Source organism: Paraburkholderia pallida (genome assembly GCF_004524855.1).
In the GTDB taxonomy this organism is placed as follows: Bacteria; Pseudomonadota; Gammaproteobacteria; order Burkholderiales; family Burkholderiaceae; genus Paraburkholderia; species Paraburkholderia oxyphila.
This window is the reverse complement of record NZ_CP038150.1, coordinates 51,696-74,415: the sequence shown is the minus strand read 5'-3', so window position 1 is coordinate 74,415 and position 22,720 is coordinate 51,696. Positions and strand designations below refer to the sequence as shown.

Below are 22,720 nucleotides of genomic sequence, written 5' to 3'. Positions count from 1 at the left end.
GGCCGCGCCCATGAACATCTCGCGCCCGTTCATCGAACGGCCCATCGCCACCTCGCTCCTGATGGTGGCGGTGCTGCTCGCCGGCCTGCTCGGCTATCACCTGCTGCCCGTCTCCGCGCTGCCCGAAGTCGACTACCCGACGATCCAGGTCTACACACAGTACCCGGGCGCCGCGCCCGACGTGGTGAGTTCGTCCATCACGGCGCCGCTCGAAGTCCAGCTCGGCGAAATGGCGGGCCTGAAGTCGATGAACTCGACCAGCTCCAACGGCGTTTCCGTCATCACGCTCGAGTTCGACCTCTCGCTTTCGCTCGACGTCGCGGAGCAGGAGGTGCAGGCCGCGATCAACGCATCGGCGAGCTACCTGCCCGCGAACCTGCCCTACCCGCCCGTCTACAGCAAGGTCAATCCGGCCGACGCGCCGGTGCTCACGCTCTCGCTCACGTCCGCCACGCTGCCGCTCACGAAGATCGAGGACCTCGCCGACACGCGTCTCGCGCAGAAGATCTCGCAGATCTCGGGCGTGGGGCTCGTGACGATCAGCGGCGGCCAGCGCCCCGCGGTGCGCGTGGAGACGAACACGGGCGCGCTCAACTCGCTGGGGATGTCGCTCGACGACGTGCGCACCGCCCTCGCCGAGGCCAACGTGAACCAGGCGAAGGGCAATCTCGACGGCCGCTTTCAGTCGTATTCGATCGGCGCGAACGACCAGTTGCAAACGGCCGATGCCTACACGGACCTCGTGATCGCGTACAAGAACGGCGCGCCCATCCGGCTCTCGCAGGTCGCGCAGCCCGTGAATGGCGCCGAGGACGTGCGCCAGGCCGCGTGGACCAACGACAAGCCCTCGATCGTGCTCAACATCCAGCGGCAGCCGGGCGCGAACGTGATCGACGTGGTGGACCGCGTGCAGAAGGTGCTGCCGCAGTTGCGCGCGAGCCTGCCCGGCACGCTCAAGGTGGACGTGCTGACCGACCGCACGCAGACGATCCGCGCCTCGGTGAAGGACGTCGAATCCGAACTGGGCGTGGCCGTCGCGCTCGTGGTGATGGTGATCTTCATCTTCCTGCGCAAGCTCTCGGCCACGATCATTCCGGCCGTGACGGTGCCGCTCTCGCTGATTGGCACGCTTGCCGTGGCCTATGGGCTGGGCTTCTCGCTGAACAACCTCACGCTCATGTCGCTCACGGTGGCGACGGGCTTCGTGGTGGACGACGCCATCGTGATGATCGAGAACATCACGCGCCACCTGGAGATGGGCGAGACGCCGCTCGAAGCGGCGCTCAAGGGCGCGAAGCAGATCGGCTTCACGATCGTTTCGCTCTCCGTATCATTGATCGCCGTGATGATCCCGCTGCTCTTCATGGGCGACGTGGTTGGGCGGCTCTTTCGCGAGTTCGCGCTCACGCTCGCGATTGCGATCGTGATCTCGGCAATCGTCTCGCTCACGCTCACGCCGATGATGTGCTCGCGCATGTTCAAGCCGCACGACGCGGAACACGCCCAGGCGCACCACGCCGACTTCTTCGACAAGATCAACGCGCGCTACGTGCGGGCGCTCGGCTGGGTGCTCGAGCACCGCGTGCTCACGCTGATCTCGGTGGCGGTGACGGCGGCGTTCACCTTCGCGATTCTCTTTTTCATGCCCAAGGGCTTCTTTCCCGAGCAGGACACGGGCCTCATCGAAGGCATCTCGCAGGCGGCGCCCGGCATTTCATTTCCCTACATGGTGCAGAAGCAGGAGCAGCTCGTCGCGCAGATTCTCAAGGACCCCGCGGTGGCGAGCCTCTCGTCGTTCGTCGGCATCAACCAGACGAGCCCGACGCTCAACCAGGGCACCATCCTCATCAACTTGAAGGACAAGGGCGAGCGCGACAGCAGCGCCGCCGTGATCCGCCGCCTTGCGGACTCCACCGCGAGCGACGCGGGCATGCGGCTCTTCCTGCATCCGGTGCAGGACCTCACGCTCGACGACACCATCTCCACCACGAGCTACCGCGTGGGCCTGCAGGCGACGGACCCCGTGGTGTTGGGCGAATGGACCGGCAAGCTGATTGCGGCGCTGCGTGCGGACTCCGCGTTCGCCGACGTGCAGAGCCAGTCCATGCAGGAGGGCAACCAGATCCAGCTGACCTTCGACCGCGATACGGCCTCGCGGCTCGGCATCACGCCCCAGGCGATCGACGACGTGCTCTACGACGCATTCGGGCAGCGCCAGGTCTCGACCATCTACACGCAGCTGAACCAGTACCACGTCGTGCTCGCGGCCGACCACGCATCGAGCGCCGTGGCGCATCTGCTAGACGGCCTCTATGTGGATACGTCCTCGGGCGGCGTGGCGCCGCTCGCCTCCATGGCGAGCATGAAGGTCGTGCCCGTGCCGGTGACGATCAACCGCCAGGGCCAGTTCCCCTACGCCGATGTTTCGTTCAACCTGGCGCCGGGCTACACGCTCGGCACCGCGCTCTCGCATCTATCGAGCGCGGAGCGGCGCATCGGCCTGCCGTCCGCCGTGCAGGCTTCGCTCGAAGGCTCGGCGGCCACCTTCCAGGCCTCGCTCGCGAACGAGGCGTTCCTCGTGGCGGCCGCGATCGTTGTGGTCTACCTGATGCTCGGCATCCTCTACGAGAGCTTCATCCACCCGGTGACGATCCTCTCGACGCTGCCCTCCGCCGCGCTCGGCGCGCTCGCGGCGCTCGTGATCACCGGCACGCAGTTCGACATCATCGGGCTGATCGGGATCGTGCTGCTGATCGGCATCGTGATGAAGAACGCGATCATGATGATCGACTTCGCGCTCGAGCTCGAACGCAACGAGCGGCTCGCACCCGTGGAAGCGATCCGCCGCGCCGCCGGGCTGCGCTTCCGGCCGATCCTGATGACCACCATGGCGTCGCTGTTCGGCGCCCTGCCGCTCGCATTCGGCACCGGCATGGGCGCGGAGCTACGCCATCCGCTTGGCATTGCGATCATTGGCGGCCTGATCGTGAGCCAGCTCCTCACGCTGTTCTCCACGCCCGTGATGTACCTCGCGCTGCACCGCGTCGAGGACTTCTTCAGCAAGCCGGCGCAAGGCACGGCCGACGCGGCCACGGAGTAAGCCGCGATGAACCTCTCCGAACCGTTCATCCGCCGCCCGATCGCGACCACGCTGATCGCCGTGGGCATTGCGCTGTTCGGCATGCTCGCGTTCAAGCTGCTGCCGGTGGCGCCGCTGCCCGAGATCGACTTTCCGACCATCTACGTGTTCGCGCACTTGCCGGGCGCCGATCCGACCACGGTGGCCACATCGGTGGCCACGCCGCTCGAGCGCCAGTTCGGCCAGATCGCCGGCATCACGGAGATGACCTCGGTGAGCTCGCTGGGCGGCACGCGCATCACGATGCAGTTCGACCTGAACCGCAACATCGACGGCGCGGCGCGCGACGTGCAGGCCGCCATCAACGCGGCGCGCACGAACCTGCCCGCGAACCTCGACGGCAACCCCACCTACCGCAAGGCGAACCCCGCCGACGCGCCCATTCTCATCATCAGCCTGACCTCCGACACGGCCACGCGCGGCCAGCTCTACGACGCCGCCTCCACGGTGCTCCAGCAAAAGCTGCTGCAAACGCCGGGCGTGGGCGACGTGAACGTGGGCGGCGGCGCGCTGCCGGCCGTGCGCATCGAGTTGAACCCCGACCGCGTGAGCCACTACGGCGTGAGCCTCGAGCAGATCCGCTCGGCCATTGCGAGCGCCAACACCGACCTGCCGAAGGGGTCGGCCGCACTCGCAGGGGTGAACTACACGATCGGCGCGAACGACATGCTCTACAACCCGGCCGACTACGCGCCCATCATCGTCAAGCGCGTGGGCAACGACGTCGTGCACATCTCGGACCTGGGCTACGTGCGCCAGGACGTGGAAAATCTGGAGAACTTCGGCCTCTCGGACGGCAAGCCCGCCGTGCTGCTGATCGTCTACAAGGAGCCGGGCGCGAACGTCATCAACACCGTCGACAACGTGAAGGCCGAGCTGCCGTTCCTCGAAGCGTCGATCCTGCCGACCATCAAGCTCAACATCCTGATGGACCGCACGACCACGATCCGCGCCTCGCTCATCGAAGTGGAAATCACGTTGCTGATCTCGATCCTGCTCGTGACCGCGGTGACTTTCGCGTTCTTTCGCAGCTGGCGCACGACGCTCGTGCCGGCCATCGTCGTGCCGCTCTCGCTGCTCGGCACGTTCGGCATCATGTACTTCCTCGGCTACAGCCTGAACAACCTCTCGCTGATGGCGCTCACGATCTCCACCGGCTTCGTGGTGGACGACGCCATCGTGGTGGTCGAGAACATCATGCGGCACCTGGAGCGCGGCGAGCGGCCCGTGCTCGCCGCGCTCAACGGTGCGCGCGAAGTGGGCTTCACGGTGCTCTCGATCAGCGTGTCGCTGGTGGCCGTGTTCATTCCGCTGCTGCTGATGGGCGGCATCGTCGGGCGGCTCTTTCGCGAGTTCTCGGTCTCGCTCTCGGCGGCGATCCTGATGTCGATGCTGATCTCGCTCACCGTCACGCCCATGCTGGCCAGCGTGGCGCTGCGCGGCGCGCACGAAGGACACCGCGAAGAAGACTACCCCGACTCGCGCTTTCACCGCTTCTATGCGCGCACGCTCGGCTGGGTGATCCGCCATCCGCTCTTGATGGGCATTGTCACGATCCTCATTCTCGCGCTCAACGTGATGCTCTATGTGGTCGTGCCCAAGGGCTTCTTTCCGCAGGAAGACACGGGGCGCCTGATTGGCTCGATCCAGGCTTCGCAGAGCATCTCGTACCGGCTGATGCAGCAGAAGTTCCAGGCCATCTCGAAGCAGGTGCTGGCGAATCCCGACGTCGTAACTGTGGGCGGCTTCATCGGCGGCACGAACGCGATCAACACGGCCATCATGTTCGTGACGCTCAAGCCGCTGGGCGTGCGCCATGCGAGCGCCGACGAAGTCATCGCGCAGATCCGCCACACGCTCGGCAACATTCCGGGCGCGCGGCTCTACCTGCAATCGGCGCAGGACATCACGGTAGGTGGCCGGCAGAGCGCGGCGCAGTACCAGTACACGCTGACCGCGGACGACCAGAGCGACCTCGACAACTGGGTGCCGAAGGTGGTCGCGCTGATGCACAAGATCCCGATACTCGAAGACGTGAACACGGATCAGCAGGACAACAGCATGCAGGCGACGGTGGACGTGAACCGCGACGCCGCCGCGCGCATGGGCGTGAAGTACGCCTCGATCGACAACGCGCTGTACGACGCGTTCGGGCAGCGCCAGGTCTCCACGATCTACAAATCGGCGAACCAGTACCACGTGGTGATGGAGCTCGCGCCCGAGTACTGGACCAACCCGGCCGCGCTCAAGGGCATCTACGTGAGCGCGGGCGCGCCGAACCCGGGCCAGGGCGGCTCGAGCGGCAGCGGCAGCCCCACGGCTCCGAGCGTGGCTACCTCCGCGAGCGAGTCCGCCGCCACCGCCGCCGCGGCATCGGCGGCCGCCGTGGCGGGCCCCGGCAGCACCACCAACACGCCCTCCACGGCGGTGCTCGCCAACGGCGAAGCGCTCGTGCCGCTCAACGCCATGGCGCGCTTCTCGATCGACCGCACCGCCATCTCGATCAACCACCAGGGCACCTTCCCGGCCGTCACGGCCTCGTTCAACCTGGCGCCTGGCGCGTCGATCGGCGACGCCACGCGCGAAGTCGACGACGCCGTCGCGCAACTGCGCATGCCCGCCAGCATCACGGGCAGCTTCGCGGGCACGGCGCAGGTCTTCCAGCAGGCGGTCGCGAGCGAACCGCTCCTGATCCTGGCCGCGCTGCTCTCCGTGTACATCGTGCTCGGCATCCTCTACGAGAACCTGATGCACCCGCTCACGATCCTCTCGACGCTGCCCTCGGCCGGCGTGGGCGCGCTGATTGCGCTGCTTGTCACGCATACCCAGCTCTCGATCATCGCGCTGGTGGGCGTGATCCTGCTGATCGGCATCGTGAAGAAGAACGCGATCATGATGATCGACTTCGCGATCACCGAAGAGCGCGAGCACAAACGGCCCGCGAGCGAGGCCATCACGCGCGCATGCCTGATCCGCTTCCGGCCGATCATGATGACGACGAGCGCCGCGATACTCGGCGCGCTGCCGCTCGTGTTCGGCTCGGGCTACGGATCGGAATTCCGCAAACCGCTCGGCATCTCGATCATTGGCGGCCTGATTTTCAGCCAGATGCTCACGCTCTATACGACGCCCGTCATTTATCTGTGGCTCGACCGGGCCTATCAACGCTTGCGTCCTCGCAAGAAGGCAGCATGACCATGACACCTGCGTACCTCATTGCGCGGCCTTCTCACACCAGGCTCTTGCAGCCGCGTGCAACGCTGCGCCGCTGCGCAGCCGCACTCGCGCTGGCGTGGCTCGCGGGCTGCGCAGTCGGCCCCGACTACCACAAGCCCGCGGTGGACGTACCGGCCTCGTTCAAGGAAGGGGTGGACTGGCAGCGTGCGCAGGCCAACCCGCAGGCGTCGCTATCGACCGACTGGTGGACACTCTACGACGACCCCACGCTCACGCAGCTCATTGAGCAGTCGCTGAAGGCAAACCAGTCGATCGTCGCGGCCGAGGCTGCCTACCGGCTTGCGCAGGCGACGGTGGACGCGAGCGTGGCGAGCCTCTTTCCGGTGGTCACGGCGGGAACGTCGGCCACGCGCAGCGGCACGGGGCCGAGCGCCGCGACGGGCGGCGTGAGCTCGACGACGGGGAGCGTGCCGGGCGTGCACAACAGCGTGAGCGTGAACGTGGCGGCGACCTGGGAGCCGGACCTGTGGGGGCAAATCCGCCGCGAGATCGAATCGAGCAAGGAAAGCGCGCAGGCCACCGACGCGCAACTTGCGGGCGAACGCCTGTCGATCGCGGCGAGCGTGGCCGACGACTACATCGCGCTGCGCCAGGCCGACATCGACATTGCCTCGCTCAAGCAACAGCAGGCGATTGACGCGCGCCTGCTCGACATCACGCGCGCGGCCTATGCACAGGGCACGGCCTCGAACGACGACGTGCTAGCCGCGCAGGACACGCTGGAACTCGTGGTGGCGGCATTACAGAGCACCGAGACGGCGCGCGAGCAGGACGAGCACGCGATAGCCGTGCTGATTGGCGAACCGCCCGCCAGCTTCACGCTGACGCCGCGCGAGGACTACGCATTCAACACGCCGGCGGTGCCGCTAACGTTGCCATCGCAACTTCTCGAACGCCGGCCGGACGTGGTGGAGGCCGAGCGCACGGCGGCAGCGGCGAACGCGAAGATAGGCGTGGCCGAAGCGGCATTTTTCCCGGTACTGGACTTGGGAATACAAGGTGGTTTCGAGCACAACACGTTCGCGCATTTATTCACGCTGCCGAGCCGCGTGTGGACGCTTGGCCCGGAACTGGCGGCGACGCTGTTCGACGCGGGCGCGCGCACGGCGGCGGTGCACGAGGCGCGCGCGACCTACGACGAGGCCGTGGCCAATTACCGGCAAGCCGTACTGAGCGCATTCCAGAACGTTGAGGACAGCCTGTCCTCATGGAACCACCTGACACAACAGGAGACTGCGTACGCACACATCTACCAGCGCAATCAGGCCTTGTTTGCGAGCACGCAGGCGCAATTAAGCGCGGGCACGGCGAGCGAGCAAAATTTGTTGACGCAGCAGCTTACGCTGCTGCAGGCAGCGCAGAGCGTGAAGGATACGCAATCGTTACAAATGCAGAGCAGCGTAGCGTTGATCAAGAATCTGGGCGGGGGTTGGGAATGGAATGAGAAACGTGGGACGGCGGTAATGGGAGACAGCGCGACCCGGTGAGGCAAAATCCAGGCGCGAACCCACGAAGCCCCCCGGTTTGGGGATATACCCAACGGCGCGCGAAGCGCCGCCGGAAGGATGAGCCCTTAGTCACTCCGAGTGACGACGAGTGATGACAGACGCCCCGGAGCCGCTCCGATTAAAGGCGAGTGGTGAACTGCGTCACACTGGCGGTTTGAGCGGCTTTCTTTTGCCTACTTGTATATTCCCTTCTGTGACGTCGACCTGATCAGTTGCCGTCACAGGGACAGTCAGCTCGTCTGCCTACCGTGCCTCGAGCACGCAGAAAAGCTTGAGCGACTGTCCTTTTCATCCTCCTAGCCCGAACAGTTGACTGAGCCCCGAGCTCGTATTTTTCTGCAAGTATGGGTACCGTGATGAACCACTCTCATTCCGTTTATATCGGCATCGACGTCAGCGGCACCGCGCTCGATGTTGCCATTCATGACACCACCGAACATTTTCGTGTCGACAATGAGCCCCGCGCCATTGAACAGCTGGTGCAACGCCTGATCGCGTTGAACCCCACGCTGATCGTCCTGGAAGCCACCGGCAAGCTTGAACTCGCCCTGCTCAGGGCCCTGTGCGAAGCCGGCCTGCCCGCTGTCGCGGTCAATCCCCGGCAGGTTCGCGACTTCGCCCGCGCAACCGGCACGCGCGCTAAAACCGATCGCATCGATGCCTTCGCCATCGCTCATTTCGCCGCGGTCCTCAAGCCCGACGTGCGCCCGCTCAACGATCTGCAGACGGAGCAGTTACAGGCCCTGCTGCTGCGCCGCGCCCAGCTCATCGAGATGCTTGTGGCCGAAAGCTCGTCTTGAACGCGCCCATGCTGCTGCGCGGGACAGTCTGAACGAGCACATCAAATGGCTCAAGCTGCAGATCAAGATCGCCGACAATGACATCGATTCATTCCTGCGCTCCTCGCCCGCGTGGCGCCAGAAGGAAGACCTGCTACGCTCTGTGCCCGGCATCGGTCCCGGCGCCGCCGCGACGCTGATCGCCTTCATGCCCCAGCTCGGGTCCCTGAACCGCCGCGAGATCGCTGCGCTCACCGGCGTCGCCCCCTTCAATAGCGACAGCGGCAAGCACATCGGCAAGCGCCGTATCCAGGGCGGGCGCGCTGTCGTGCGGCGCGCCCTCTATATGGCCTGCGTGCCCGCGCTGCGTTTTAACCCTACCATCCGGGCGTTCTATGACCGGCTACGCAAGGCTGGCAAACCGTTCAAGGTAGCTATCACGGCCTGCATCCGCAAGCTCGTCGTCACGCTTAATGCAATGGTTCGTAACGCCACGCACTGGAGTCCGCCGCTCAACTGAGTTTCATCACGCATTGCCCCGTTGGCGGGCAGTCCGGGCGCGATCATCAATCGTGCGGTATGCGCTCGCCTATGCATTGCTGATAGACGTGTCGGCAATCCAGCCTCTGCCAGCCAGCAACCGCTTGACTCCCAATACGGTTGCTTTTCTTTGCCGCGGCAAAGAAAAGTAGGTGCCGCCCCGCACAGGGGCAACGCCTGCGGCCCGCCGCGAATACAAGTTAAGGCCAACGCGCCGAGAACAACCGCAAAGCCCCCGCCAACCTCAATCCCACAATTAGTACACCTGTTTTTCCAGGTCCTTACCGCCAGCGGCCATCGCTGCCGCGCCCCCCTCTTCAACCGAAGAAAGCGCCTCAAGCGACACATCCTTAGTCTCAATCCCAAGCACCCAAACAGCGACCGCGGCAACCGCAAACGAAATCGCGCCAAGCGTAAACACGCCACCTTGGCCAAACAGCGGCAGCACAACGCCCACGACATAGGGTCCAATCAGCGACCCAACCCGCCCAATGGCCGAAGCAAACCCCGACCCCGTAGCCCGCGCACCGGTCCCATAAAGCTCCGGCGTATAGGTATAAAGCGCGGCCCACATAGCAAACAGAAAAAACTGCATCACCAGCCCGGTACCGATGAGCAACGCAATGCTCGCCCCATGCAACGCCGTTTGCCCATACGCGAACGCCATCACCCCGCCCCCCACGAGCGACGCGATGCAAGTAGGTTTACGCCCCCAACGCTCGACGAGCCACGCCGCGCACAGGAAGCCCGGAATCCCGCCCAGCGAGATCAACACCGTATAGAGCACCGACTTCGTAACCGCGAAACCCGCTTGCTGCAGCAGCGCACCGAGCCACGAGGTGAGCCCATAGAAGCCGAGCAACGCAAAGAACCACAGCAACCAGACCATCGTCGTACGGCGCCGGTAAGCGGGGCTCCAGATTTCGCGCAACGCACCGCGACGATGCGAAGCCGCGGGCGGAGCGATCGAAGCGGGCGCGGGCAAACTCGACAATCCCGCGGAGCGCATCACGCGCGCCTCCACGTCCGAGACCACGCGATCCGCGTCGGCCAGGCGCCCACGATGCTCGAGCCATCGCGGCGACTCCGGCACGATCCTGCGCACGACGAGCACGAACACGGCCGGAATCGCAAGCAACGCAAACACGGTGCGCCACCCGAGCGCCGGCAGCACGAAATACGCAACGATCCCCGCGGTAATAAAACCGAGCGGCCAAAACCCATCCATCAACGCCACCATGCGGCCCCGCTGCGCAGACGGCACGAATTCGGAAAGCAGCGCCTGCGCAATCGGAAACTCCATGCCCATCCCGAAGCCGAGCAGGATCCGATAAATGATCAGCGAATTCACGTCATGCGCCGTCGAGCACAAATACGACGCGACACCCCAAAGCACCATGCTCCACTGAAACACCGGGCGCCGGCCAAACCGGTCGGCAAGCAGCCCCGCCGCCGCCGCCCCCAGCGTCATGCCAAAGAAACTGGCACTGGCAACCAGCCCCGCCTGCGCGCTCGACAGCCCAAACTCCTTCTTGATCGAGCCGAGCACAAAGGTCATCGTGCCGAGATCGACCGAATCAAAGAAGAACGCCAGCGCGATAATGAAAAAGATGAGCTTGTGATAGCCGGAAAACGGCAGGCGTTCGAGCCGTGCAGCGGCGCTCGCGCGCGATGCCATGGTTGGAGAAGCGGAAACGTTGCGCATGACGTCCTCTAAAAGGAAGCGGCCGCGCTACGGGACGTGGCGCAGCGGTTCCTTTCAGTAGACGTGACCAAAATGCCCTGCCATAGAAGCAGAACGGCATGGTGACAGAACGCAGGCGTCATGCGGGCGGGCCATCGCGCCATATCACCCCATGGCTCGCCCAGGCAGGCGCTCTTCTTGCTTCACTGCATCGACACCGGGCGCACGGCGTCGGACCGCTACGGGAATCACGAATCAGGACGACCGTTCCTTTCCTCCGGTTGAAGAAAATCTGGCCCATCGCGCACCCGCGTTGTCGACAAGAGTTGCGTTCCACTCCGCCGATTTCTATGCTTTTTGAATCTGCCAGAGAGGTCGAACATGGTGGCCTTCAAGCAAAGAAGTGTGCTCGTGATGTCCGTGCTTCTCTTTGGTGCCTGCACCCGGCCCGACTCCGCACAAACGGCAGGCCCTGCCGCCGTTCCCGGCGCCGCCCTCGCCTCCAACTCACCCGAATCGAATCCGGCGCCGCAAACGATGCTCTATTACGTCTGCGGCAGGCCTGGCATCGATGCGCACGCGAAGTCACCCGATCAAGCACACCCGTTCAATTTGGCCATTTCGTTCGTCTCCGCATCGAACGGCGCGCCGCTCTCGCACGTTGCCGTCAGGTTGAGGCGCCACGGCCGTGTGCTGATGGATTTCGTCGCTCAGGGCCCCGAATGTCTGTTCTCGGTGCCCGAGGCCGACTACCGGATCGAAGGCACTTACCGCGGCGAAATGAAGTTCGAGATTGTTCAGACCGGCACCATGAACGCCCAGATCAAGTGGTAAGGCGATCAGGACCCGTATTGCGCATTGCGCGCCCGCACGCCACGCACAACGCGGCAGTGCCGGGCAAATCCGCAGCTTGAGGCTCAACGCAAGAGGAGACTCGTTCCATGACGACACCGGACCGGCCGGAACGAGCGTCTGATGAAAAGTGGGAGCCCGGGCAAGACGCCCCCGAAGGCATCAGCGACCCGAGGCGACTGACCCGCGGCGCCTGGTTCAGCCTCGCGATGAGCCTTGCGTTCTTCGTGACCATGGTCACGATCAGCGTGAAGTTCGACGCCGCTCATCATCCACGCACCAAGCCTGCCGAAGTCGAGCGCTCGGCACTCGCGAGCGAGCCCGCGCCGGTCTCCGTGGCCGCCATCACGCTGCCCACTGCGCCGGCAGACGACCCCGATGCGCTGCTCGCCCACGCTCGCGAATGCGCGGCTGCGGCCCATTGGGATTGCGTGATCGAAGCGACCAGCGGCGTCATCGCGCAACGCGGCAATACGCCGGAGACACAAGCGCTGCTCGCTCAGGCCATTGTCGCGGGCGGATGGGTCCAGGGCAAAGCGCCGACCCTGGCGCCTGTGCCTGCGCCATCGATCAGCGGCACGACGCACTACGCCAGTGCTTTCTCCACGGCGCCGCCGGAGCCGAAGCGAGCGGTGCGGCACAGGCATCGGCATACCGAGCGACCCGCCCATTTGCGCTACACCTCAGCGAATCGCTCCAATTTGCCCGACGATTGGGCAGACATTTACCGGCACTGAAAACGCTGCCACTCCAGCGAAATGCGCGAAAAAGACTGACGATTGTGTTTCCGTAAATCGATGGCGTTTCCGCCAATCATTTCGGATACCTATCTATTAACCGAAAAATGCAGCACAACCGACGAACAATCGAGCGCATCTTTCCAGGGGAATATACGGACGATACACACCCGCCACGCGTGTTGCATAATGACTGCGCGACACCTGCTCGCAACCCTCCTCAAGCCGCCCACTCCAAGGGCCCAAAGACTAAACGCCTGTGCGTCGTGACACCGTAGCGCCCGTCTCGTGAGTTCCGCCGTCTAAGTAAAGGCTGCATTCAGCCGCTTCGTCATTCGTCGTTTGCCGCATTGATCTTGCAAGCCCGGTTTCAGGTTTCTTGCCAACGGCTTTCCGTTGACCCTCGTGCCATGCTTTCCGCAAGCATGCAGCAGGACTGTTGCTGCTTTGCGGCATTACTTGCCGAATACACCAACATCGGAGACAGACATGCTCAGCCCCCACGAATTCGCCACCCTGATGCTAGTCAAGGATTCTCCCGAACAAATCGATCTCACGCGTGAGGAGCTGGATGTCTTGCTGGAACGCCAGCTGATTGCCATGGAACAGCTCGCGTCCGGCATGCATCGCCCCTGCCTGACCGACGATGGAGACTTCCTGCTTCAGAGCGTCATGCGCATGCACTGAGCGTTTTCTGCACACAGGGGTCGTATTCACTCCACTCCATGCTCACGGGAGTTTCAAGCGGCGAGTCACGCCGAAGGGCCGTCAATCAACCGGTGTCGCGCAAGGAGGCGCAAACGCTCTCGATGAGCGCGCTCAATTGCGCGACGGCAAATGGCTTGCGCAACGACGCGCAGGCGAATCCGGCTTCTTCGGCAGCCGGCGCCTCGTTTCCCGAGACGAAGATCACATTCAGGCCCGGACGCAGGCGCAACGCGGCTCTCGCGAGCTCGATTCCCGACCCGCCTGCCAACGCGATATCGGCAATCAGCACCTGGGCCGCCTGCTTCTCCAATGCGCGCAGCGCCTCGCGCTCGTCTGACGCCTGCCGTACTTCGTAGCCCATTTCCTCGAGCAACGCGCTCACGGCTTCGCGCGACGAGATATCGTCGTCGACGACGAGTATCGATAACGGACTTTGCGCCCGCGCCGGGCAATCCGGCTGCGCGAGCGCGGGCGGCATCGCATCGGACCTTCCCAGCAAGTACCGTATTTTTGCTGCAAGCTGCGCGCGGCTATACGGCTTGCTCAGAAGTTGCACCCCCTCGTCGAGGCGGCCGCCATGAACGATGGCGTTCTCCGCATAGCCCGAGGTAAACAGCACCTTGAGGCCGGGCAGCTCGCGCACGGCCATGCTGGCCATGGCGGTGCTGCTCAAGGCGCCCGGCATCACGACATCGGAAAACAGCAAATCGATCTTCGCGCCGCTTCTGACGATCACGAGGGCGCTTTGCGCATCGTCCGCCTTGAGGATGGTATAGCCCAGCTCGCCGAGCGTCTCGACCACGGCCGATTGAACGTATCGGTCGTCCTCGACGACCAGAATCGTCTCCGTGCCGCCTTCGATTCGCGCGGGCAGTAGTGGCTCGTTCTCGGCCACGCGCTCCATCGACCTCGGCAGCCAGACCTTGACCGTGGTTCCATTGCCGGGCTCGCTGTAGATGCGCATATCGCCGCCGCTTTGCTTGACGAAGCCATACGCCATGCTCAGGCCGAGGCCCGTGCCCTCGCCTTCGGGCTTGGTGCTGAAGTACGGCTCGAACGCGCGTTCGAGCACCTCGCGGGGCATGCCCGTCCCGGTATCGGTGACCGCGAGCAGCACGTAGTGTCCCGCTTCGACGCCCCCCGCGAGCGTGCTGCCATGACTGTCGAGCGTCGCGTTCGACAGTTCCAGCGTCAACTTTCCGCCCCTGCGCATGGCATCGCGGCCGTTGATGGCGAGATTGAGCACGACGCTCTCGAGTTGATTGGGATCGACGAGCGTATTCCAGAGGCCGTCGGCGACGGCGGTCTCCACTTCGATCAACTCCCCCAGCGCGCGCCGCAGCATGTCGTCCATATTGCTCAACATGGCCGCGAGGTTCACCACACGCGGCTGCAGCGCCTGGCGGCGGCCGAATGCGAGCAGTTGCGAGGCGAGTTTCGCGCCGTGCTCCACGGCGCCGATGGCTTTGTCCAGACGCTCGCGCGAAACGGGATCGTGCCCGTGACGCCGTTCGAGCAGCTCGAGATTGCCGCGCAGCACCTGAAGGACATTGTTGAAATTGTGGGCCACGCCCCCGGTCAGCTTGCCGATCGCCTCCATCTTCTGCGCTTGCAGCAGTGCGACGCGCGCGCTTTCAAGCTGCTCCTGGGCGGCCTTGCGCTCGGTGACGTCACGCGTGATCTTCGCGAAGCCAACGAGCTTGCCGTCCTCGTCGCGGATCGCGTCGATCACGACGTTCGCCCAGAAGCGGCTGCCATCCTTGCGTATGCGCCAGCCCTCGGTCTCGAAGCGGCCCTCCTGCGCGGCGATTTGCAGGCCGCGTTCCGGCAGGCCCCGCGCGGCATCTTCAGGCGTGTAGAAGCGCCGAAAATGCGTGCCGATGACTTCGCTCGCCTCGTAGCCCTTGATGCGCGCCGCGCCCATATTCCAGTTCGTCACCTTGCCATCGGGCGAGAGCATGAATATCGAGTAATCCGTGACGCCCTGCACGAGCAGCCGGAACTTGCGCTCGCTTTCCCGCAGCGCGTCGTAGGCGAGCCGCTTGTCGGTCACGTCCCGGACGATCTTGGCGAATCCGCCAGGCGTGCCGTCCGGCGCGCGAAGCGGCGTAATGAGAATGCTGGCCCAGAAGCGCGTGCCGTCCTTGCGCACGCGCCAGGCCTCCACCGCGAACTGACCGTCGTCGCAGGCTTTCTGCAGCGCCGCCGCGGGTGCGCCCGCCTCCCTGTCCTCGGGCGGATAGAACACCGAAAAGTGCTGCCCGATGATCTCGGCAGCACGGTATCCCTTGATACGCTCGGCGCCTGCGTTCCAGCTGGCCACTTCGCCGGTCTTCGTCAAACGGAAAATCGCATACTCGCAAACGCCCGCGATCAGGGTCCGCTCCCAGCAGTCTTCCCGGTTGCTTTCCGAAGCGGGCCGTATTTGACTCATGCGATTCTCCGTGGCGAGGCCGGCCTGCCGCCTCAACGCGTGCCCTCAGCGCCGTAATGCGCCGAATAGCAGACTGACAACGAACAGGATAACGAAAATAAAGAAGAGAATCTTGGCGATACTCGCCGCGCCAGCGGCAATGCCGCCGAACCCCAGGACAGCCGCAACGAGGGCTATCACGAAAAACACGATCGCGTAATAAAGCATTGTCTGGCTCCTTGATAGCGTTGGGCACAGGGCGTCGGCCAGGCCAGACTTCGGGCCTGGGCACGCTAACCCCTACTTCGTGTCGTCACGCCAACGGACACGCAACCTGCGTGCCTTGCGCCGGCGCGCCCGCGCGGGCACAAGGCCAGCCCGCTGCGGGCGCGCACGAAGCAGCGCCTCGCCTTGCGACTTCGAAAGTTACTTTTCAAGGATTACGCGTAATCGCTACAAATTGGGGCAGATGCGCGCCTCAGCCTCCGGTTTCGGTGATCGCGCTATACACCAGCGTACGCAGTTGACGGCGCGCCGGGTACGCGCTCGACGGCAGGAGCTGGGTGAGAAACACCACGATCAGGTCCTCGCGCGGATCGACCCAGAAGAAGGTGCTGGCCGCGCCGCCCCAGAAGAAGTCGCCCGCGCTGCCGGGAATCAGCGTGGCCGCAGGCGTGATGGTGGTGGCGAAGCCGAGCCCGAAGCCAACCCCTTCGTAAGTCGCCTCGCTGAACATCGAGCGCGACAGGCGCGGCAGGTCGAGGCCGCCCGGCAGATGGTTGGTCGTCATCAGCGCGAGGGTCTTCGGCCCCAGCAGCCGCACGCCGTCGAGCTCGCCGCCCTGGAGCAGCATGCGCGCGAAGCGCATGTAGTCGGCCGCTGTGGACACGAGACCGCCGCCGCCCGAGATGAACGTGGGCGGCTTGAGGTAGGGGCTCGTGCGCGGATCGTCCTGCAGCTCCGGCCCTTGCGCGGAAACCACCTTCGAGCCGAGCGTGCCTACGGCGTAGCACGCGCAAAAGCGCGCCACCTTTTCCTCGGGGACATGAAACGCGGTGTCGACCATGCCCAGGGGATCGAAGATCCGCTCTTTCAGGAAGACGTCGAACGGCATGCCGCTGACCTTGCCGACGATATAGCCGAGCACGTCGGTGGCGACGGAATAGTTCCACGCTTCGCCCGGCGAGAATTCCAGCGGCAAGGTGGCGAGCTTCTCGATCATCCCGTCGAGCGTGCCATCGGTTGCGAGCTCACCCACCTTCAGCCTGCGATAGGCGGCGTCCACATTGGTGTTCTGCTGGAAACCGTAGGTCAGGCCCGAGGTATGGCGCAGCAGGTCGACCACGAGCATGGGGCGTGCGGGCGGACGCGTCTGGAAGCTGTCCATGAAGCCGCCCGCGTGCACGCCAAGCTTCTCCCATGCCGGAATGTATTTGCTGACCGGGTCGTCCAGCGCGATCTTGCATTGCTCGACCAGCATCATGACCGCCACCGACGTGATGGGCTTGGTCATCGAGTAGATCCGGAAGATCGAATCCTCGGCGATCGGCACCTGACGCTCGCGGTCGGCGAAACCGAGCACCGAATTCAGCGCGAGGCCGCCGCGACGCCATACCTGGGTGACGGCGCCGGCCAGCTTGCCGGTGGCGACATAGGTCTCGTCGACGAAACGCTCGATGCGTTTCAGACGCTCACTCGACATCCCATGCTTGTCAATGCCTTCCATACCCTGTCTTCTCCTTTGCCTGGCGCCGCTAGCGACTTCTGGGCGAATTGCGGATATCGGTGGGTGAAGCAATGGGATTCAAAATGGCCGCACGCCCGAAAGCGCAGCAGCACGACGGCTCTTTGAATCGCATTTGACCGGTTGGGCCACAGTATCCGTTATTCGGGGGCTTTCGGCAAAAGACAGGGGCATGCGCGCCGCCGCGAGCGGCGGCCTCTTCAGGGTGCGTCGTGAAAGATCAGCTCAAGGCCGATGCGCTCGCCGCTGCGCACGCGGCTGACCGCGTGCTTGAGCTTGACGCGGTAATGGCCGTGCGCGCCTTCGACGGGACGCTGCGCGCTCGCGATGATGGCGGCGTCGCCGAGCGCGAGCGGCACGACCATCGGCCGCGACTGCATGCGCGGGCGCTGCTCGGTCATGACGAATTCGCCGCCCGAAAAGTCCCGCTGCGGCGCGCTCAGCAGCGCGATCACCTGAAGCGGAAACACCTGCTCGCCCTCGTCGTGACGATGCAGCGCGAGACGATCGCCCTCGCGCAGCCGGCTCAGATGCGATTGCGGCCGATGCTGCCCGGCGCGACGGTTCGCATCGAGAAAGGTCTCGAGCTCGGCGGGAAAGCGCGCTTCGAGGCCCGCATGCGCCTGCCAGCGGTTCGCCACGGGCACGAGCCAGCGATAGAGCGCTGCGCGCCACGCGTGCAAAAGCGGCGGCAGGCTTTCGCCGAAATAGCGCAGCTCCCCGCCGCCCGGGTCCACCGGCGCTAACCAAGCCGCCATGCGCCCGGCATCGCGTGGCTCGTCGCGCCATTCATCGAAGCCTTGGGCGAGCGCGCGCGCCTCGTGGGGATCGAAGCAATTGGGCAGCACCGCGTAGCCTTCGGCATCGAGTTGCGCGCCGATCACGCTCGCATCGAAACGCTCGATCATCGCGTGCGCATTCATGCCGCCTCCCCGGCCGATGCCGATGCCTCGCGCGCGTCATGGAAGATCAGCCCGAGCGTGTGACGCGTGCCGCTGCGCACGACGCTCACGCCATGGCGCATGGCCACCCTGGGCACGCTCGCGCGCGTACGCGTGCGCCCCACCATGTCCGGCCGCTGATTGACGGCGAACACCACCGCATCGCCCTGCCCCAACGCAACGACATCGGCATGCTGGCCGCGGCTTGCCGTTTCGGTCATCACGAATTCGCCGCCCGTGAAATCCTCGCCCGGCGCCGAAAGCAGAATCGCCACCTGGAGTGGAAACACGTGGTCGCCGTAGAGGTCCTGATGCAGACAGTTGTAGTCGCCCGCGCCGTAGCGGAGCATAAGCGGCGTGGGCCGCGTCTGGCCCGCCGCGTGGCAACGCGCGAGAAACGCATCGAGCTCGGCGGGATACTGGACTTCGAGGCCCATCTGCCGGTTCCAGCGGTTGGCGATGGGCGCGAGGCGGCGATACAGCGCGTGGCGCAAGCGTTCGAGCAAGGGCGGCAGCGGATAGGCGAAATACTTGTACTCGCCCCGCCCGAAATTGTGACGCGCCATCACGATGCGCGAGCGAAAGCGGTCGTCGCGCGCATACAGCGCGGCCAGTTGCTCGCATTGCCCCGCATGGAGCACGGACGGCAGCACCGCATTGCCATGACGATCGAGCGACGCACCCGCGTCCGCCCAGATCGCGTCCCAGTGTGCTGCCTGCTGCGCATCGGCCATGGTCTTGATTCCGGTGATTGATCGAACCCGTTTAGTCTAGCGCCGCCATGGCCGCAGGAAACTCCGCACCTTGCGCTGCAATTGTTTGCGCGCAGCGCCGCCGCCGGGGCTGCCGGCAAACGCGAACGAGCAGGAGTGTTAGTATATGGCCCGCCCTATGGGGCCCATTAGCCCAGCTGCGCGCCCGACCGCCAAAAATGGCAGTATCTTCGAGACGCTACGAACAACGCGCGAACCGTGCGGTGTGCCGGAATCCAGATGCGGGTCCTGCCCGCACACCCGATTCGCTGCGTAGACCTTTACTTCCGTCATGACCGACCCGTACTCCCCTCGCGCGGCCACGCCTGCGCGCGCAAGCAATTCACCGCGCTTCCTGCTGGCCCTGATCTGCCTGTATGCATCGGCGGGCCAGCTCGCGATCGACATCTACGTCCCCGCGCTGCCCGCGATGGCGCGCTACTTCGCGACCTCGCCGCAGGCGATCCAGTCGAGCGTGTCCGGCTACATGGCCGCGTATGCGCTCGGCCAGCTCATCTTCGGCCCGATCGCCGATGCCTATGGGCGCAAGCGCGTGCTCGCGTTCGGGCTCGTGGTCTATACGATCGGCTGCGTGCTCTCGCTCCGCGCGCCCAATCTGGAGACGTTCGTGCTGGCGCGCTGCCTGCAGGGCTTCGGCATCGCCACGACGAACCTGCTCGCCAAGGCCATCATCACCGATACGTTCCGCGGCAAGGCGCTCATGCATGCGTTCACCTATATGTCGATCACGTGGGGGCTCGCGCCGATCGTCGCGCCCGTGATCGGCGCACATCTGCAGACGTGGTTCGGCTGGCAGGCCTGCCTCGTGTTCCTGCTGCTCTATTCGCTCGCGATGTGGGCGCTGCTGTGGCGCTATCGCGAGACGCTGCCGCAGCCCGTGCACCTGGAAGTGCGCACGCTCATGACGAACGCGGGCAAGGTGCTGGCGAGCCCGGTGTTCCAGAGCTGCTTTCTCGCCCAGGGGCTGTGCTACAGCATCCTGCTCGTGTTCAATATCGTCGGGCCGTTCATGGTGCTGAACACGCTGCACAAGCCGCCGACCTATTTCGGCTACCTCGCGCTCGGCATCGGCATGATGTACTTCCTTGGCGGCCTCTCGAACCGGGTGCATGGCCCCGGCCTGCCGAGCGCCGAGCGGCGGCTGCAGATTGGCTCGCGCGTGATGGCGGGCGCCGCGATCGCGATGCTCGTGCTCGCGCTGACCGTGGGCCTGCAGGTCTGGACGCTCGCGACGCCGGTGCTCGTGATGGGGCTGTGCGCGGGCGCGATGTATCCGACGCTGATGGCCAAGGGGAATTCGCTGTTCCCGCACATCGCGGGCCTGACGAGCGCGATACTCGGGTGTGCGCTCCTGCTCGTTTCTTCGGCGATGATGGGGCTCGCGGGCTTCGTCTCGGTGCACGTGCTCACGCCGCTTGCAGTGTTCTTCGTGATCCTCGCGGTCACGGTCGTCGTGATGGTGACGAAGCTGCTGCGCTACCTGGAGCGGATGGAATCCGAAGCGCTCGCGAAAGGCCGCGAAGAAGCCGTGTGATCGGCGCCCCGGGACAACGACGCCTCACGTAGCGCCGCGCAGCATTTCGAATTCGTCGACGAGCACCAGCAAGTGCGTCATGAGCCGGGACTTCTGCTCGCTCGGCGCCTGATTCCAGAGATGGTCGAGCCACTCGGCGGCCAGTCGGTATTCTTCATGCGTGAGCGGATCGGCGCCCGCCTCTGCGCGCGCACGCGTGATGGCTTTACTCCTGCGGGAAACCGGAATGCGCTGCCGCGATGGCGCTTCCGGAAGAAGGCTCAAGCGAGATCCGAAAATGGACACCGGTCGTGCTCCTGGACGGTTCATAAGTTTTCTTCAATACTATGCAGTACAGCGTGACGTAGCGGCTGCACCGCACGCTGGCACGGCATCCCGCGCTCAGCGCAGCGGCAGCCGCACCCGCGCCACGAGGCCGTGCGGCCTGTTCGCAAGCAGATCGAGCGTACCGTCATGCTGCTTCGCGATCCTCTCCGCAATGGCAAGACCGAGCCCCGAGCCGTTGCGCTGCTCGCTCTGCGGGCCGCGCCGGAACGGCTGCTTCATCAGCGGCAACAGCTCGGCCGGCACGCCGGGGCCCTGGTCCTCGACGTCGATCGTCACGTAGCCATCCGCCACCCAGGTCCTGACCGCCAGCCCGACACGGCCGTACACGACCGCATTCTGCATCAGGTTCATCAACAGCCGCTGCATCCCCGTGGGCCGAAAAGCGAACTCGGGCAGCGCCTCCAGCGAGAGGTCGAAGACATATTCGAGCCCCACGTAATCGGCCGCGAGACGCTCGATCAGCGCATTGAGGTCGCCGCGCTTCGTGGGCTCGCTGTCCCAGCCACGTGCGAAATCGATGAACTGCTGCACGATCAGGTCGATTTCCTCGACGAAGCGCTCCGCACTCTCCGCCGGCGCTTCGACGGACTCCGGCGCCTCGAGCACCATGCGCAGCTTGGTGAGCGGCGTGCGGATGTCGTGCGAGATGCCCGCCAGCATCTGTGCCCGGGTCGTGTCCAGCTCCTGAAGCGACGCCGCCATCCGGTTGAATGCGTCCGCAACCATCGCCAGCTCATGCGCGCCTTCGACGGGCACGGCCTCGGGCCACGCCCCGTGCTCGATGGTATCCGCCGCGCGCGAGAGACGCATCAGCAGCCGCTCGACGGGCCGATGGATCAGGAAGGCCACCAGCGCCGGCACCGTGGCGATACACAGCAGCAGGCTGATCAGTGTCCACGGCAGGCTCGGAATCGCATTCGGCGCGCCGGCGAGGACCATCCAGTAGTACGCGTCGTCCACGCGCAGGCGGACCCAGACACGCTGCGCGCTACCTTGCTCGAAGCGAATCTGGTCGCCAGCGCCGAGTTCATGCGCGAGCCGCGAGACGAAATAGCGGGCGACGAAGCCCACCGGCAGCGGCTGCGCGGCACTCGCCGGCGGCACCTCGCCTTGCGATACGCCGTTGATCGCCAGCAGTTGCTGCTCGCGCGCCGCCGGCGGCAGCGCGGCGAGCAGCCGGCTCGCCGTGCGGATTTGCGAAGCGGTGAGCGCCGCCGCCTCGTCCACGCGCGGGCGCTGGACGAAGAACAGATAAACGGCGCCCGCAAAAATCTGGCTGGTCAGCACCAGCACGATCAGCGCCAGCACGTTGCGCACCAGTAACGAGCGATACCAGCCGAACATGGCCCTCCCCGATGAACGCCAGGTAGTCAACGGCGGCCCGATATGGTGTTGCTTATCGGGCCGCGCAATCATCCGAGCTTATACAACGAACGCTGCAAGGCAATACTGCATGCCGCTCAGGCCCAATGCCCTGGCATCCAGCACCAGGTCACGCCCCGCGCAACCCAGTGCCCCGGCATCCAGCGATAGCCGGGCCGCACGACCTGCCAGTGGCCCGGCACCCACGCATACGCGCCCGCGCGCCATAGCCAGTGACCGGGGTCCCAGACATAGCCGGGCCGCGCGACCGGCACCGGCTCGAAACGAACCGGCGGGGGCGGCACGGGCGCCACCACCACCGCCTGTGCAAATACCGCCGATGCGCCGAGCGCCGCCAGAACGGCCGCACCCGCGCGAACAAGATTGCGCTTTTTCATACGAGGTTACTTTCTCTTCGAACAGGACAGGCACGCAATATAAG

16 protein-coding genes and 1 pseudogene are annotated in these 22,720 nt (G+C 65.0%); 8 read left to right on the top strand and 9 right to left on the bottom strand.

The window, feature by feature from the left end; all coding sequences use genetic code 11:
• Positions 1 to 10 precede the first annotated feature (10 nt).
• From E1956_RS27055 to E1956_RS27040, 4 genes and pseudogenes are all read left to right on the top strand, one after another.
• Positions 11 to 3,100, top strand: a complete 3,090-nt coding sequence (locus E1956_RS27055) for an efflux RND transporter permease subunit (RefSeq protein ID WP_134755018.1) — start codon at positions 11 to 13, stop codon at positions 3,098 to 3,100.
• Between the two features lie 6 nt (positions 3,101 to 3,106).
• Positions 3,107 to 6,334: an efflux RND transporter permease subunit gene (locus E1956_RS27050; protein WP_134755015.1), complete on the top strand. Its 3,228-nt coding sequence runs from the start codon at positions 3,107 to 3,109 to the stop codon at positions 6,332 to 6,334.
• Positions 6,331 to 7,863: an efflux transporter outer membrane subunit gene (locus E1956_RS27045; RefSeq protein ID WP_134755013.1), complete on the top strand. Its 1,533-nt coding sequence runs from the start codon at positions 6,331 to 6,333 to the stop codon at positions 7,861 to 7,863. Before E1956_RS27050 ends, E1956_RS27045 begins: the two co-directional genes overlap by 4 nt.
• Positions 7,864 to 8,240: 377 nt before the next feature.
• Positions 8,241 to 9,183: pseudogene (locus E1956_RS27040) on the top strand (IS110 family RNA-guided transposase).
• Positions 9,184 to 9,459: 276 nt separating this feature from the next.
• On the opposite strand, the gene E1956_RS27035 reads toward E1956_RS27040, so the two are convergent.
• Positions 9,460 to 10,908, bottom strand: a complete 1,449-nt coding sequence (locus E1956_RS27035) for an MFS transporter (RefSeq protein ID WP_134755011.1) — start codon at positions 10,906 to 10,908, stop codon at positions 9,460 to 9,462.
• A 393-nt stretch (positions 10,909 to 11,301) separates the two neighbouring features.
• On the opposite strand from E1956_RS27035, the gene E1956_RS27030 reads away from it, so the two are divergent.
• The 3 genes from E1956_RS27030 to E1956_RS27020 all read left to right on the top strand — a co-directional run bounded on the left by E1956_RS27030 (position 11,302) and on the right by E1956_RS27020 (position 13,163).
• Entirely contained in the window at positions 11,302 to 11,721 is a 420-nt protein-coding gene (locus E1956_RS27030) for a hypothetical protein (protein ID WP_232072019.1), read from the top strand.
• A gap of 107 nt (positions 11,722 to 11,828) precedes the next feature.
• A complete protein-coding gene (locus E1956_RS27025; protein WP_134755009.1) occupies positions 11,829 to 12,476 on the top strand; it encodes a hypothetical protein in 648 nt (215 codons plus the stop codon).
• Positions 12,477 to 12,965: 489 nt separating this feature from the next.
• A complete protein-coding gene (locus E1956_RS27020) occupies positions 12,966 to 13,163 on the top strand; it encodes a hypothetical protein (protein WP_134755007.1) in 198 nt (65 codons plus the stop codon).
• 85 nt (positions 13,164 to 13,248) lie between these two features.
• On the opposite strand, the gene E1956_RS27015 is transcribed toward E1956_RS27020, so the two are convergent.
• The 5 genes from E1956_RS27015 to E1956_RS26995 all read right to left on the bottom strand — a co-directional run bounded on the left by E1956_RS27015 (position 13,249) and on the right by E1956_RS26995 (position 19,016).
• Positions 13,249 to 15,618 (bottom strand): PAS domain S-box protein, encoded by a 2,370-nt coding sequence (locus E1956_RS27015; RefSeq protein WP_134755005.1) that lies wholly within the window; start codon positions 15,616 to 15,618, stop codon positions 13,249 to 13,251.
• A gap of 45 nt (positions 15,619 to 15,663) precedes the next feature.
• Positions 15,664 to 15,825, bottom strand: a complete 162-nt coding sequence (locus tag E1956_RS27010; RefSeq protein WP_028221294.1) for a DUF1328 domain-containing protein — start codon at positions 15,823 to 15,825, stop codon at positions 15,664 to 15,666.
• Between the two features lie 250 nt (positions 15,826 to 16,075).
• Complete coding sequence (locus tag E1956_RS27005) at positions 16,076 to 17,323, bottom strand: serine hydrolase domain-containing protein (protein WP_134755003.1); 1,248 nt, start codon at positions 17,321 to 17,323, stop codon at positions 16,076 to 16,078.
• A 218-nt stretch (positions 17,324 to 17,541) separates the two neighbouring features.
• On the bottom strand, positions 17,542 to 18,264 hold the full coding sequence (locus E1956_RS27000) for a 2OG-Fe(II) oxygenase (RefSeq protein WP_134755001.1): 723 nt from the start codon (positions 18,262 to 18,264) through the stop codon (positions 17,542 to 17,544).
• On the bottom strand, positions 18,261 to 19,016 hold the full coding sequence (locus tag E1956_RS26995; RefSeq protein ID WP_134754999.1) for a 2OG-Fe(II) oxygenase: 756 nt from the start codon (positions 19,014 to 19,016) through the stop codon (positions 18,261 to 18,263). Before E1956_RS26995 ends, E1956_RS27000 begins: the two co-directional genes overlap by 4 nt.
• 310 nt (positions 19,017 to 19,326) lie before the next feature.
• Between E1956_RS26995 and E1956_RS26990 the strand changes: the two genes are divergently transcribed.
• Complete coding sequence (locus tag E1956_RS26990; protein WP_134754997.1) at positions 19,327 to 20,589, top strand: multidrug effflux MFS transporter; 1,263 nt, start codon at positions 19,327 to 19,329, stop codon at positions 20,587 to 20,589.
• 24 nt (positions 20,590 to 20,613) lie between these two features.
• On the opposite strand, the gene E1956_RS26985 is transcribed toward E1956_RS26990, so the two are convergent.
• The 3 genes from E1956_RS26985 to E1956_RS26975 form a co-directional block, all read right to left on the bottom strand.
• Positions 20,614 to 20,853, bottom strand: a complete 240-nt coding sequence (locus E1956_RS26985; RefSeq protein WP_134754995.1) for a hypothetical protein — start codon at positions 20,851 to 20,853, stop codon at positions 20,614 to 20,616.
• A 117-nt stretch (positions 20,854 to 20,970) separates the two neighbouring features.
• The gene (locus E1956_RS26980; RefSeq protein WP_134754993.1) at positions 20,971 to 22,260 is read right to left on the bottom strand and encodes an ATP-binding protein; all 1,290 of its coding nucleotides are present in this window, start codon (positions 22,258 to 22,260) and stop codon (positions 20,971 to 20,973) included.
• A gap of 116 nt (positions 22,261 to 22,376) precedes the next feature.
• Positions 22,377 to 22,676, bottom strand: coding sequence for a YXWGXW repeat-containing protein (locus tag E1956_RS26975; protein ID WP_134754991.1), 300 nt, complete (start codon positions 22,674 to 22,676; stop codon positions 22,377 to 22,379).
• Between the last annotated feature and the right edge of the window lie 44 nt (positions 22,677 to 22,720).